The 14,352-nt window shown below is 43.0% G+C and carries 11 protein-coding genes, 1 pseudogene and 1 riboswitch; of the genes and pseudogenes, 10 read left to right on the forward strand and 2 right to left on the reverse strand.

The window, feature by feature from the left end; genetic code table 11:
- Together AC1U9U_RS11335 and AC1U9U_RS11340 are read left to right on the forward strand one after the other, a co-directional pair.
- Positions 1 to 780, forward strand: a 780-nt coding sequence (locus AC1U9U_RS11335; RefSeq protein WP_479960673.1) for an HD-GYP domain-containing protein, incomplete at its 5' end; no start/stop codon positions are given.
- Positions 781 to 926: 146 nt separating this feature from the next.
- A complete protein-coding gene (locus AC1U9U_RS11340) occupies positions 927 to 1,409 on the forward strand; it encodes a pyridoxamine 5'-phosphate oxidase family protein (protein WP_479960674.1) in 483 nt (160 codons plus the stop codon).
- On the opposite strand, the pseudogene AC1U9U_RS11345 reads toward AC1U9U_RS11340, so the two are convergent.
- A pseudogene (locus AC1U9U_RS11345) lies at positions 1,401 to 3,513 on the reverse strand (thioredoxin domain-containing protein). The gene AC1U9U_RS11340 and the pseudogene AC1U9U_RS11345 overlap by 9 nt on opposite strands.
- Positions 3,514 to 3,814: 301 nt before the next feature.
- Here AC1U9U_RS11345 and AC1U9U_RS11350 point away from each other — a divergent pair.
- The 7 genes from AC1U9U_RS11350 to AC1U9U_RS11380 all read left to right on the forward strand — a co-directional run bounded on the left by AC1U9U_RS11350 (position 3,815) and on the right by AC1U9U_RS11380 (position 12,144).
- Positions 3,815 to 4,573: an ABC transporter ATP-binding protein gene (locus AC1U9U_RS11350; protein WP_479960675.1), complete on the forward strand. Its 759-nt coding sequence runs from the start codon at positions 3,815 to 3,817 to the stop codon at positions 4,571 to 4,573.
- 122 nt (positions 4,574 to 4,695) lie between these two features.
- Complete coding sequence (locus AC1U9U_RS11355) at positions 4,696 to 6,816, forward strand: COG1361 S-layer family protein (RefSeq protein ID WP_479960676.1); 2,121 nt, start codon at positions 4,696 to 4,698, stop codon at positions 6,814 to 6,816.
- Positions 6,809 to 8,176 carry an ABC transporter permease gene (locus tag AC1U9U_RS11360; protein ID WP_479960677.1) on the forward strand — a complete coding sequence of 456 codons (1,368 nt, stop codon included), beginning with the start codon at positions 6,809 to 6,811 and terminating at the stop codon, positions 8,174 to 8,176. Before AC1U9U_RS11355 ends, AC1U9U_RS11360 begins: the two co-directional genes overlap by 8 nt.
- A gap of 206 nt (positions 8,177 to 8,382) precedes the next feature.
- Positions 8,383 to 9,195: a glucosamine-6-phosphate deaminase gene (gene nagB, locus AC1U9U_RS11365; RefSeq protein ID WP_479960678.1), complete on the forward strand. Its 813-nt coding sequence runs from the start codon at positions 8,383 to 8,385 to the stop codon at positions 9,193 to 9,195.
- A gap of 213 nt (positions 9,196 to 9,408) precedes the next feature.
- Positions 9,409 to 10,077 (forward strand): PspA/IM30 family protein, encoded by a 669-nt coding sequence (locus AC1U9U_RS11370; RefSeq protein WP_479960679.1) that lies wholly within the window; start codon positions 9,409 to 9,411, stop codon positions 10,075 to 10,077.
- Positions 10,078 to 10,116: 39 nt separating this feature from the next.
- Positions 10,117 to 10,644: an NfeD family membrane protein gene (locus tag AC1U9U_RS11375; RefSeq protein WP_479960680.1), complete on the forward strand. Its 528-nt coding sequence runs from the start codon at positions 10,117 to 10,119 to the stop codon at positions 10,642 to 10,644.
- 12 nt (positions 10,645 to 10,656) lie between these two features.
- On the forward strand, positions 10,657 to 12,144 hold the full coding sequence (locus AC1U9U_RS11380) for a flotillin family protein (RefSeq protein ID WP_479960681.1): 1,488 nt from the start codon (positions 10,657 to 10,659) through the stop codon (positions 12,142 to 12,144).
- Positions 12,145 to 12,202: 58 nt separating this feature from the next.
- On the opposite strand, the gene AC1U9U_RS11385 is transcribed toward AC1U9U_RS11380, so the two are convergent.
- Positions 12,203 to 12,442, reverse strand: a complete 240-nt coding sequence (locus AC1U9U_RS11385) for a DUF2249 domain-containing protein (RefSeq protein ID WP_479960682.1) — start codon at positions 12,440 to 12,442, stop codon at positions 12,203 to 12,205.
- A 169-nt stretch (positions 12,443 to 12,611) separates the two neighbouring features.
- Positions 12,612 to 12,711: riboswitch (purine riboswitch) on the forward strand.
- 117 nt (positions 12,712 to 12,828) lie between these two features.
- On the opposite strand from AC1U9U_RS11385, the gene AC1U9U_RS11390 reads away from it, so the two are divergent.
- Positions 12,829 to 14,124, forward strand: coding sequence for an NCS2 family permease (locus AC1U9U_RS11390; protein ID WP_479960683.1), 1,296 nt, complete (start codon positions 12,829 to 12,831; stop codon positions 14,122 to 14,124).
- Positions 14,125 to 14,352 lie beyond the last annotated feature (228 nt).

Here is a 14,352-nt window from a genome sequence, read left to right on the forward strand (position 1 = left end):
GTTAAGACGGCGGTGCTGAATATTATCAGTGACCTTCTTTACAGCCGGGATCTGTTAGGTAATGTCATGGATATTCAGGGCTATGATAATTATACTTTTCATCATTCAGTGAATACTACAATTATCGCTTTGATTATGGCAATCTCTATGGGCTGGCCCAATAGTAAATTATTAGAATTTGGTATGGGGGTATTGATGCATGATGTAGGAAAAATTAAGGTTCCCCAAGAGATTCTTAACAAGAGAGGCCCCCTTACGGCGGAAGAATTCGAGGAGATTAAAAAGCATACGGAGTATGGATTTGAAATTCTCAGAAAGAATCAAGACATCAATTTACTTTCTGCCCATGTTGCCTTACAGCACCAAGAACGTTGGGATGGCAGCGGTTATCCAAGAGGACTGAAGGGAACACAGATCCATGAATATGCAAGACTGGCGGCAGTGGCGGATGTTTATGAGGCACTAACCAGTAAGAGGGTTTATCGTAATGCTCTTCAGCCATATGAGGCATATGAATATGTGGTTGCTAATTCAGACAAACTCTTTGAACCTAAAGTAGTGAAGAATACTTTTACCAATTGCATAACTCCTTATCCTATTGGTTCAGGGGTTCGCCTTAGCAACGGGCTACGGGGTAATGTGGTAAAGCAGAATCCCAGCTTCCCTACCCGCCCTTATGTTCGCATGACCCATGAAGGGGATGCTCGTTTAATTGCCCCCGTTGATTATAATTTAGCGGAACACCCCTCGATAATGATTCTTAGTATAGAGAATAGATAAATTTTGATTTTTAGGTGCAAAGACCATAGTTTGCAATTAAAATGGTAGATGAATTAGCGAATAATTCGTTTGCCATTTTTGGCTATATTTCAACTTTTTATGACTAGAAGATCTCCATAAATAACGAAGGAATTAGAGGTGTAATTATGTTTAGAGAGATGAGAAGAAAAAAGCAATTATTATCTGAGGATGAGACAATTGAAATTCTTAAGTTATGTACCTCCGGAGTTTTAGGTGTATGTGGTGACGATGACTACCCGTATACTGTCCCGGTAAGTTACGCTCTTAAAGAAGGTAAGCTTTTTATTCATAGTGCAAAACAAGGGCATAAGATTGACAGCATAAAAAGGAATGATAAAGTAACATTTTGCGTGATAGAAAAAGACGAAGTAATCCAAAAAACTTTTACTACCCATTTTCGAAGTGTTTCCGTCTTTGGTAGAGCGAGGATACTTACCGATGTTTCCGATAGGCGATATGCCCTCGAGAGTTTAGTTGAAAAATATTCACCTGACTATATTGAGGAAGGGCTGCAAGAAATAGAAAAAGAATGGGATAGAGTATGTTTGATTGAAGTTAAAATCGAACATATGACAGGTAAAGCGGCTAGAGAAATTGTCTCACAGTAAGGAGGCAAGGTCTTTAGCGCAATGAACGGGCTGATGGCAGGTGTAATTCCGGCACACATAGGCAGTGGCCAGCTGTAGATCGAGAGGGTAATCCTTTAACCAAGGAATTTGATCCGTAAGGGTACCATCCTGATAGAGAAGGGTGGTAAAGGGGCGGAATTCCTCAAAGACCGTATTCTTCATATTCGTAACTTCGGGGTGTTGTGGAGAACCGGCCAGAATCACTTCACGACTTTCGCTAAGGGCAAACTGAATTGCTTGTAAAAAGGCAGTATATCCGGAAGGGTAGGATGATAGATTTGCTTTAAAGGCCATAAGCTGCTCGTTAGCTTTTTGCTCCCACTCAGCATCCCCTGTCAGTCGGGCAAAGCGAATTAAATTAAGCGTGGCAATCGAGTTGCCTGAGGGAGTGGCCCCATCGTAGATTTCTTTAGGACGGATCAGCAATTCTTCCGCATCATTACCGGTTAAGAAATAACCATGTTGTTGTGTGTCGCGGAACAGGTTGTCTTGTTCCCTTTGCAATTTTAAAGCAAACTCCAAATGTTCTTTTTTTCCGGAAGCCTGGTAAAGCTCAATGAGTCCCCAGACTAAAAAAGCGTAATCATCTAGATAGCCGAAATGGGCCGAATGACCGTCACGATATCGGGCTAACAACCGCTCATTGATATAAAGGTTTCTTTTAATAAAATAGACGGCTTTTTCGGCTGCTTCCAAATAAGCACTATCCCCTAGGATTTGGGCACCTTTGGCAAGGGCGGCGATCATGAGCCCATTCCAAGAGGTGAGTATTTTATCATCCTTATGGGGATGAATTCTTTTTTCCCTAGTTTGGAAAAGTTTTTGGCGGCATTCTTCCAGCTCCGTTAAGAGATCAGCATTTGATCTTCCTAGTTTTTTGGCTAAAATACCCCAATCTGTATGCAGGAGATTCGGGATGTTTTTTTCCTCAAAATTACCTTCCTTAGTTATGCCATAGGCTTGGCAATATAGCTTTCCCTTTTCATCACCGAGAACTTCAATAATCTCTTGGGGAGTCCAGACATAGAATTTGCCTTCCACCCCCTCTGAATCAGCATCCTCTGCGGAATAAAACCCTCCTTCTGGGTCCGTCATATCCCGGAGGACATAGGCGAAGATTTCCCGGGCTTTCTGCTCATCTTGAGGGTTATGCCGGAATTGGTAGCACTCTAAATACGCAATTGACAATAAGGCATTATCATAGAGCATTTTTTCAAAATGAGGTACAAGCCACTGACGATCCGTACTGTAGCGGGCAAAGCCAAAGCCGATATGATCATAGATTCCTCCTTGTCCCATCCGATCAAGGGTAGTTCCGACCATTTTGACCGCTCGTTGGGCTTCTAGATCCTGACCGTGATCGTGGGCATAACGAAGCAGAAAACTCAGATTATGGGGAGTTGGGAATTTAGGTGCCCGACCGAATCCTCCGTAGCGGCTATCGAAGGATTTCTCAAAGGTTTGAAAAGCCGTGTCAAGGATTTCCTTGGCCCAAGGAATAAAGTCATCTTCCCCAGAAGTAGTTAATGAATCCGGAGGGGGGGCTTCCCTTGAAGTAACGGCATTATAGATGCTCTCTGCCGAGTCGCGAACCTTCTGTTCATCCTTTTGCCAGAGCTCACCCAATTGGGTTAGAACATCCGTGATGCCGGGCCTTCCGTAGCGGCTTTTCTTGGGGAAGTAAGTACCGGCGTAGAAGGGTTTTTTATCATTAGGGGTCATCAATATCGTTAATGGCCACCCCCCGGAGCCGGTGAGGGCCTGACAGAATTCCATGTAAATATGATCAATATCGGGACGCTCCTCCCGGTCTACTTTAATAGAGATAAAGTAACGATTCAGAAGTTCTGCCACCTCATGATCTTCAAAGGATTCTCTTTCCATGACATGGCACCAATGGCATGTCGGTTACGGTAGACAACTACGAATACCCAATAGAAAGGAAAATAGGTTTGTTGTCGGCTTTCGCTTTATCAAACGCTTCTTCTCCCCAAGGATACCAATTCACTGGATTATACTGATGCTGTAGCAAATACGGTGATTTTTCCTTGGCTAATCTATTGGGTTTATGTATAGTAGTCATGGGCAACACCTCCTTATAAGCATGTTAAAGTAAGTATGTGTTAGATCAGCATTTCTTATGTGAACTGTTATTAAACCCAATTCAAGGAGGAATGAGGTTTAATTATATTCTTAGATTTTCTTGTCCCCCTATTATTAGAAGCGGTACGGTTTGTTATTCAAATTTAAGGGTCTGTTGAGGATAAAATTGGCGGTATTTATGCCTGTTAAAAGTGGGAACGGAATAAAGTGATGTTGCTGTTGTTGATTATCACTTAATATATTATATTAATGGTATGATATTCCTGAAAGGAGGCTATGACTTGTCAAATATCATCGAACTGCAAGGAGTTAGCAAGGTTTACCAAATGGGTACAGAACGGGTTAATGCCCTTAAAGATATTAATCTCACCATTGAGCAGGGGGATTTTTGCTGTTTGCTGGGCACCTCCGGGTCAGGTAAATCAACTTTACTTAATTTAATGGCCGGCCTAGAAAAGCCAACCAAAGGTCAGATCCTGATTAAAGGCCGGCATGTGGAGGCTATGAATGAAAAACAGCTGGTCAATTTCCGGCAAAAGCATATTGGTTTTGTCTTTCAGTCTTATAATTTATTATCTACCCTTACAGCACTTGAAAATGTCGAGATGCCTCTTATCTTCAAGGGAGTTTCGAGAGCTAGGCGACAAAAAGAAGCGGCTAATATGTTAAAGTTAGTAGGCCTTAAGGACAGATTACACCATAAGCCTTCACAAATGAGCGGCGGGCAGCAGCAAAGAGTTGGCATCGCCCGGGCCTTTGTAGGGAATCCCGAAATAGTCTTTGCCGATGAACCTACCGGTAATCTTGATACCCGCACTACCACAGAAATAATGGAACTGATTACTTCCTTCGCCGAGCAAAATAAGCAGACTCTAGTCCTAGTCACCCATGAAACGGAGATAGCCGATTACATGGACAAGGTGATATTTATTCGGGATGGGACTATAGAACGAATAGAGAGTAGACCCCCATGCCGCGGTGCAGCGTCGGTAGATGGTGAGAAAGTAGTGGGTAAAGATACTTCACTGCGTTCAGTATGACAACCATTTCTGTTCATTATGACATTGCGTAATGTCATCCTGAGCGAAAGCGAAGGATCTTTTTTTAAGGTTAGTTCAGTGATAGAAATTAACAGATATGGATTAGGGGGAGCAAAAACAGTATGGAGAATACACCAAAGCAATGGAGCAAGCTAAGAACCGGAAAGGGTTTAATTACATTATGTATAGTCCTTTCGTTTTTTCTACAAATGGCAATATCACCACCTTTCCTGATTGCCGCAGAAGATGTTCCTGTGGATACCTCGAAATATAAGCCTATTATCCAATTTGCCAACAGTGTTTCTGTTTCCGGAACAGCAGGGGAGACATTAAGGATTAATTTACATATTAAGAACACATCTTTCTACACGGCGAAAAACATCCGAATTAAACCTGAACTGGACGCGGATAGTCCGTTTCTTACCAGTAATAGTCCGTCTACCTTTCTTGATGAATTAATCCCCAACGGTACAGATGTAATTTTCTATTCCTTAGATATTTCTCCCTATGCTGAGGAAAAGGTCTATCCACTTAAGTTTAACTTTGAATATTATAATTCTTTTGGTGACTACTTTGGCGGAAATACTTCACCCCCCTCCGATGTAATTTACATAAAGGTCACGAATGTCAATACTTCTCCCCGTCTAAGTGTCAGTGCAGTTAACAGCTTGGAAAGGGATGCCGGCACTCCTGCCGATGTAATGAATACCCAGCTCATGATAACCAACATTGGTACACTGCCGGCCCGGGATATAAGAATCACACTCCAGGGGCTCAAGGATAATGGCCTGCAACTTTATCAGGATTCTAATCTACGCAGCGCAGCTTTTATCGATGGCAAAGGAGGGATAGCAGTCAGTTATGCCCTGCGACCCTCCGGAATAGTCGACGAGGGTAATTACGGATTAACTGTCAAATTAGAATACAAGGACAAGAGCGGCAAGGAATATGTGGATGAACATCCCTTTTATGTAAAAGTAGCCAAACCTAATACACCACCCCGTTTGAGTCTTAGTGCAACTTCTAATTTAGTCGACAAGGAAGGTCCCCCTGCAGATGTTATCAATACCCAGCTTAAAATCTCCAATCTCGGCAGCCTTCCCGCCCAGGATGTGAAAGTTACTCTGCAAGGGCTAAAGGATGATGGTTTAGGACTTTATCAGGATTCCAATCTCAGAAGCATAGCTAAGATCGATGGTAACGGTGAGGCTGTAATCAGTTATTCCCTTCTACCCGCCAGTAAAATCGGCAAGGGTTACTACGGACTTACAGCCAAGATAGAATACAAGGATCAGAGTGGTAAGGAGTATGCCGACGACCATCATTTTTTCGTAGATGTGGAAAACGGAGTAAGTAAAAACTCCGTTCCCAAGATTATTCTTAATCAGTACAGCAGTAACCCGGCTATCGTAAAAGCCGGGGATAACTTTAGCTTAGATCTTTCGTTTCTCAATACCAGTCCTGATAAAACCGTGAGCAATATCAAGGTTTTCTTTACCGTTCCCGATGGCGGAGCCAACAGCAGCGGCAATGTCTTTACTCCTGCTAACAGCAGCAACACGATTTATATTGACTCGATTCCGCCTAAGGGTACTTATCGTAAAATCCTTGAATTTTATACTATACCAGATGCCGTTCCTAAAACCTATACCTTGACCGCTAATTTTGAGTATGAAGATGAAAATGGAGAACCCTATGAGGCCAAGGAACTGATTGGCATCCCGGTCAGCCAACAGCTGAAGCTGGAGACCAGCGAGCTTACATTACCCCCGGAGGTGTTTTTGGGAGAACCTACACCGGTTGCGCTTGACTTTTACAATACCGGTAAGGCAAAGCTGAATAATTTGATGCTTAAGCTGGAAGGGGATTTTGACACCCAGAACGCTTCTTACTATGTGGGTAATCTTGATATAGGTGCCAGCGATTATTTTGAAGGGATGCTGATTCCCAATGCCCCAGGTAGCCACGAAGGTGCCCTAATTATCTCCTATGATGACCCAACCGGTGAGCATGTGGAAATACGAAAGGCTTTTACTCTAAATGTTATAGAAATGCCTATTCCGGAGATACCCCCGGGATTTGACCCTGAGGGGGGGATGAAACCGCCGGGAGTGGTTTCTAAAAAAATGCTTTGGCTAGGGTTAGGCGCCCTGGGATTGATAATTGTTGTGATAGTTTTGTTAAAAAAAGGAGTATTCAAAAAGCTTATCCATAGAAAGAAAGGTCTAACCCTAGATGAATAGCATTGATCTTGTAAGAATGGGTTTGGGTAATCTACTTAGAAGAAAAACCAGGACTCTTTTAACCGTTTTAGGTGTTGTCATCGGGACAGCAGCTATTGTAACCATGCTTTCTTTAGGCTTTGGTATGCAAGAGTCCTTTAAAGGGCAGATTTCCAGTATGGGAAGTGTGACCGTAATTGAGGTTATGCAGTCTTATGATGGAGGTCCCTACGGCATGGGCGGCAGAAGAGGGAGCGGTGCCGCAACCCTCGAAGATAAGGTCATTGCTAAGTTCCGGCAGCTTGAGGGGGTAGAGGCTGTAACGCCGGAAATAGAAAGCTATGTAAGAATAGTCTCAGGAAAATATGTTGCCGACATGCCGGTTCGGGGTATTTATCCTGAAACAATGGGCTACTTTGTTTCCAATGTGAAGGAAGGACGACTGCTTCAAAAGGACGATGGCCTTAATATTGTTATGGGGGGACAGACAGTTTATAATTTTGTCGATCCCAAAGCCCGCGACCCCTGGCGTTTTAGGGGGCCCTCCCAGGGAGAACCTAAGGTTAATGTGTTAAAGGATAAAATCTCCTTAACCTTTGATCTAAGCTATGGGATGAGAAGACCGCCCGACGAACTGAATGCCAACCGGCGTACACCTCAATTATATAAGGTAAAAGTAGTGGGCCTTTTACAAGAAGGTCAAATGGATAGTGATTACGTTACTTATATAGATATAAACCAGCTGAAAAAGCTAATTCAGGATAATGCCAAGAACCAAACCGGTAACGACGCCATGTCCAAACAAAATCTGGCCCAACAGTTAAAATACCAACGGGCCAAGGTCAAGGTCGAAGATATCAAATACGTGGAAAGTGTGCAAAACGCCATTAAGGAAATGGGCTTCCAGACTTTCAGTTTAAATGATATTCTGGAATCCGTTCAAAAACAGTCAAATACCCTTCAATTAATTCTGGGGGGAATTGGGGCAATTTCACTATTAGTGGCTGCCCTAGGTATTACCAATACTATGATCATGTCCATCTATGAAAGAACCAAAGAAATAGGGATCATGAAAGTAATCGGAGCTTCTTTAAAAGACATTAAACGACTCTTCCTTTTTGAGGCGGGGATGATTGGCTTCCTGGGCGGATTACTAGGGATAGGTATCAGCTATTTATTGTCTCTGTTACTTAATACCATCGGCAATAAGGCTAATTTTCTGATGGGTATGGGGGGAGGAGACGGTAAAATATCCATCATTCCTCTTTGGCTTGTGATAGCAGTAATAGGCTTTAGTATCTTTATTGGGCTGGTCTCCGGCTATTACCCTGCCCGACGGGCCATGAAGCTTAGCGCTCTGGAAGCCATTAAGACTGAATAAGGGAGTCATCATAATTTAAGAAAATGCAAAATCAGAATTCAACCCAGCTCAATGGCATACAAATGTAACAGGTTGGTTAAGGAATTTTTGTTTGAAAAAACTATTTATCTCCGAAAAAAATTCTTATATAATTTATTGAGAGCCAAAATGATTAGTTTATGTTAACGGCTTCAATCACGTATTATGAGGATGTAGGAGAAAAGAGTATGGATATTATCATCAGAGAAAATTATGAACAAATGAGCAAATACGCTGCAGAGATTATAGCCGGTTATATAAGATCAAAGCCGAACTGCGTATTAGGCTTGGCAACCGGAAGCACACCCATCGGCACCTATAAGGAATTAATTAGATTGCACAGGGAAGGTCTGGACTTCTCCCAGGTAAGAACTTTCAATCTTGATGAGTACCTGGGTGAGGGTATGGATTTGGACAAACCCTATCATATCGATCAAAGCTATGCTAGGTTCATGTACGAGGAACTGTTCAAGCATATCAATATTAAAAAGGAAAATATTCATCTACCCGATGGCCTGACTAAAGAGCCGAAAGAATTTTGTTTGTGGTATGAGGAAGAAATTAAGAAGGCCGGGGGTATTGATCTACAACTATTGGGACTTGGTGGTGACGGACATTGGGGATTCAACGAACCCGGCTCCTCTCTTGGGTCAAGAACCCGAGTGCAGGCATTGACAGCGCAGACCCTTGATGACAATTACGAAGCCTTCTACAAAAAAGCCCATATTGAGCGGAGCCAGATGCCCCATTTTGCTATTACGATGGGAATTGGCACCATACTGGATGCTAGGAACATTTTAATGATTGTTAACGGCTCTAAGAAAGCGGAGATTGTGGCCAAATGCCTGGAAGGCCCAATTACTTCTCAAATCACTGCCTCGGCAATACAGCTGCACAGCGGTGACATCACGGTTGTCCTTGACGAAGCGGCAGCTTCAAAATTAGAGCATACCGATCATTACAAGCATGTCGAAAAAATGAAACTTGAATACGGATTATAAGCAAAGATAGCCATAAGTGACTAATAAATGCCGGGACCTTCCACCCGGCATTTTTACTTTTTTTATGTTTTCTTACCAATTTTAAACATTAGCAGGATATAATAAAGGATTATTACCAAAGATAGAGAAATATAGTAGTAATTAGCTGATTTGCTTGTGTGAGACATAAAAGAAAAACTTTTTATTAGGATTAATCTGAAGGAGTGAGTACTTATGAGTTTGTTTAAACGGGTCAGTGACAACATTAGAGCCAATCTGAACAGTTTGCTGGATAAAGCGGAGGACCCGGAAAAAATGCTGGATCAATACTTACGGGATATGGAGGAGGACATTACCGAAGCGGAAGCTGCAGTGGCCAAGCAATTGGCTGTGGCTTGGAAGTTCAAAGCTCAATTTGAGGACGCTATGGCCATTGTAGAGAAACGTGAGGCCCAGGCCATTGAAGCGCTAAAGAAGGATCGCGAAGATCTAGCCCGGAAAGCCCTGGAAGATAAAAGAATCCATCAAGCCAAGGCCGAAGAATACCGCACCCAACACGAAAGTAGCCGCTCTGTGGCGGATCAACTAAAGCAAGAGCTGAAAGAAATGAAAAACGAATATGAAAAATTACAGAATAAACGAGATACCTTGGTGGCAAGGGCCCAAGCAGCGAAAGCCCAAAAAGATATCTATGGGGTTATGAGCGGATTGGGTAAGGATAGTAGTCGCAAAAATTTTGACAGGATGGAGGATAAGATCCTGCAAATGGAGGCTGAAGCCAAGGTAGTGGGAGACTTTAAAGAGTCTAACCTTGACAGGGAGCTGGAATCATTAGGAAAAGATGAAGAAATTGAAAAAGAATTAGCTGCCTTAAAGGCAAATCTTACGGTGAGAAAAGATTAGGAACTACGCAAAAGTTCATTTCCGCATGGAGGGAAGACTGTGCTTGAGGTTTACTGGATATGCTTAATTGGCGGAGTACTATTTGCCCTGGTTAGTATTATCTTTGGTGATATTTTGGGCGATTTACTTGGTGGTTTCTTCGACTTTTTGTCCTTTGACCATCTGGACTTTCTGCACCCAATGGTACTGATCGGGGGCATAACCATCTTTGGCGGCTCAGGGATTATGTTAAGCCGCTATACGCACATGGAAGCTGTTCCCGCCGCGATACTTTCCTTGATGATTGCTATTGCTCTTTCTATTTTGGTTTATTTTGCTTATGTAAAGCCCATGAAAAACAGTGAAAACTCTACGGGGTTTTCGATGAAAGACCTTGTCGGTAAAATTGGTGAGGTGACTGTCTCAATTCCGGTGGGGGGATATGGAGAAGTGCTCCTTAGAGTTGGAGCTGGTAACACCAACCAAATTGCGGCCGGTCTTGACCGGTCCGAAATACCCACCGGCGCTAGGGTAGTGGTTGGGGAAATAAAAGACGGCATACTTTATGTTTTCCCTTATGAAGAATGAGGAGGAGATGGAATGTTTGATTTACTGATTATTCCCATGGTTGTGTTAGGGGTCATTATTGTTCTCGGCCTGGCTTTTTGGGCTAGGTATAAGACGGTGGGGCCGGATCAGGCCATGATCGTTACCGGGTCTTATCTAGGTAACAAAAATGTTCATACCGACGAATCGGGCCGCAAGATTAAGATTATTCGTGGTGGCGGAGCGTTCATCCTCCCAATTTTCCAGCAAGCGAGATTCATATCCTTACTGTCCCACAAGCTGGATGTAACCACTCCGGAGGTCTATACGGAACAGGGGGTTCCCGTCATGGCTGATGGAGTAGCAATTATTAAAATTGGCGGTTCCGTTGAAGATGTGGCTACGGCCGCGGAACAATTCCTAAGCAAGCCGTCTTCAGCTTTAAGTCAGGAAGCCCAGGAAGTATTGGAGGGACATTTGCGGGCAATTTTGGGGATGATGACGGTTGAGGAAGTTTACCGTAATCGAGAGAAATTTGCCCAGGAGGTCCAAGGTTCAGCAGCTAAAGATCTAAGGAAAATGGGATTGCAGATCGTCTCCTTTACGATTAAAGATATTCGCGATAAAAACGGCTATCTCGAAGCCTTAGGTAAGCCGAGGATTGCTGCGGTAAAGAGGGATGCCGAAGTTGCGGAAGCGGAAGCAGTACGTGATGCCCGGATTTTGAAGGCCAAGGCCGATGAGGAAGGTCAGAAAGCCGAACTGCTCAGAGATACAAGCATTGCCGAAGCAACTAAGGAAAAAGAACTAAAAGTGGCCTCCTTTAAAAAAGATCAGGATACGGCTATGGCTGAGGCAGACCAAGCTTATCATATTCAAGAGGCCCGTTCCCAGCAACAGGTTACGGCCGAGCAGATGAAGGTTTCTATTGTCAAAAAAGAAAAAGAGATTGAACTTGAGGAAAAAGAAATTCTACGCCGTGAGAAGCAGTATGATGCGGAGGTCAAGAAAAAAGCCGACGCGGATAGGTATGCGGTTGAACAAGCTGCCGAGGCCGATAAGTCCAAAAGAATGCGGGAAGCAGATGCCCTTAAATATAAGATTGAGGCCGAAGCCAAAGCTAATGCCGAACAAAAGCGCCTGGATGGTCTGGCAATTGCCGAGGCCGAAAAGGCGAAAGGTTCCGCAGAAGCCGAGGTAGTGAGACTTAAGGGTCTGGCCGAAGCAGAGGCTAAAGAGAAACTAGCCGAAGCCTTTGAAAAATTCGGGCAGGCTGCCGTACTGGACATCATCGTCAAAATGCTGCCTGAACTAGCCGGAAAGATTGCCGAACCGTTAAAATCCATCGATAAACTCACTGTTGTTGACACCGGCCATGGGCAAGGAGCTGCTAAGCTGAGCAATTATGTTACGACCCTTATGGCAACTGCTCCGGAAATGCTCAATAGTGTATCCGGCATTGATCTGGAAAAGCTGGTAAAACAACTCACTAGTGGGGCGGCTGATTCTGAAGAACAAATTGAGGGCAAATCTCAAGCCTAAAGCTCATGCCTAAATTAAAGTATAGGGGAGACCACCGGTCTCCCCTATACAATTGGTTTTATAACTCTTTTTTGGTGATAGCAACCCTCCATACTTCTGGTCCTTGCTCAAGGTACTCCCATTCGAATTTTTCGGGGTATTCGGCTAAGAATTGATAGTGTAATGGTTTTGGATCATGATCATTAATCAATTCCATCGTTTCTCCGGGGAATAAGGTGTTGAAGGTTTTAAGGATCACTGGATGCTTGTCCTTGGGTTCAAACTTGCGTGCATCTACCAGCGCATCAATCTCCGGCATTCGATTACCTCCCTATCTTTTGGTAATATGCGTTATCCTGCATGTGAATATACATATTTTTATCCATTGTTTTTGGCCGGGACTAGTCTAAATTATCGACACAAATTGACAAATATCGAGAAATTTATTGACGTTTCGACTGGACCTTGATATGATCTTTCTATTATTTAAAAAGATCATAGTAATACCTTGTATAAGTTCAAGAATTGGCTTGAACGTTTCTACCGGCTACCGGAAATAGCTCGTCTACAAGGAAAGGGAAAATATGTACATGCTCATGCGTAATTATTTTTTCTTTTTGTAGATGAAACTTTGGCGGTGCGCTAAAGTTTTTTCTTTTAGCAAGGGAATACTAAACTGGTCAACTAGCAAAAGAGGAGGACATCATGAGGGACTTTTTCCAGTTTAACGATCGTCAAACTTCCTTTAAGCAGGAAGCACTTGCCGGAGTAACAACCTTTCTTTCTGTAGCTTATATCTTGGTGGTAAACCCCATTATTCTTAGTCAAGCGGGCATGGATAAGGGTGCTGTGTTTACCGCAACTGCGCTTACTGCTATCATAGGTACATTACTTATTGGGTTGCTCGCTAATTATCCTATCGCTATTGCTCCGAGTATGGGGCTGAATTCATTTTTTACTTTTTCTGTATGCATCGGGATGGGAATAGAATGGCAAATCGCTTTAACCAGTGTCTTTATTGCCGGAATTATTTTTATGATTTTGAGCTTAATGAAAATCCGGGAGAAAATCATTAATGCTATTCCCGAGGATTTGAAACATGCGATTGCTTGCGGGATTGGCTTTTTCATTGCCTTTATCGGTTTTAAAAATGCGGGAATTATTGTTGCTAATCCGGATACTTATGTTACCCTGGGAAACTTAACATCACCGACCACGGCATTGTCCGTCATCGGCCTGATCGTCACCATAGTTATGTTAGTTCGCGGTATCAATGGAGCGATTTTCTATGGGATGGTCATGACAACGATTATCGGTATGGTTGTGGGATTGATTAAAATGCCAACTTCCATAATCGGTACAATACCAAGCCTTAAACCAACTTTTGGCGTTGTCTTCATGAACCTGCCACAGATATTTACTCCTCAAGTATTGGCGGTGATCTTCACCTTTTTGTTTGTTGCCTTCTTTGATACGGCCGGTTCCTTAATCGCTCTTACCAGCCAAGCAGGAATCATGAAGAATAATGAAATTCCGAAAATAGGCAGAGCCCTGCTCGCGGACTCTTCTGCCGGTGCCATCGGTGCGATCTTGGGAACGTCTACTCCTGCAACTACTGTTGAATCCTCTTCGGGGATTGCAGTTGGCGGCAGAACCGGTTTCACCTCGATAATTATTGCTCTTTGCTTTGGCATTGCCTTGCTCTTTTCGCCTATTTTATCCGTCATCACCACAGAGGTTACAGCCCCGGCTCTAGTCATCGTTGGGTCCTTAATGGCAATGGATATCCGCAATATTAATTGGACGAAAATGGAGGTTGTCATACCGGCCTTTTTAACGATTATTATGATGCCACTTACCTCTAGTGTAGCAATGGGTTTAGCATTTGGCTTTATTCTGTATCCATTAGCCCTCATAGCTCAAAAACGGTTTAAAGAAGTCCATCCGATTATGTATGTGCTCGGTTTGTTGTTTATCTTATACTTTATATTCATAGCATAGAGAAAAAGACGGGAATTGCCCCAATGTCATTGGGAATTACCCGTCTTTTTTAAATCTTACTATTAAAGTATATTTCATCTACTTGAAGCTGCTTCTTTAATATTTCCCTCCATAGCTGGTAAGGAATTTCACCTGTTCCCTTAGAGATTTTTGTGCGCTTTAAATTTCCGTCATCAATCACTTTTCGGTAAAAATAATGGTCTGTATCTTTATATAGCTCCCATCCAT

The organism is Desulfitobacterium sp., assembly GCF_982384815.1.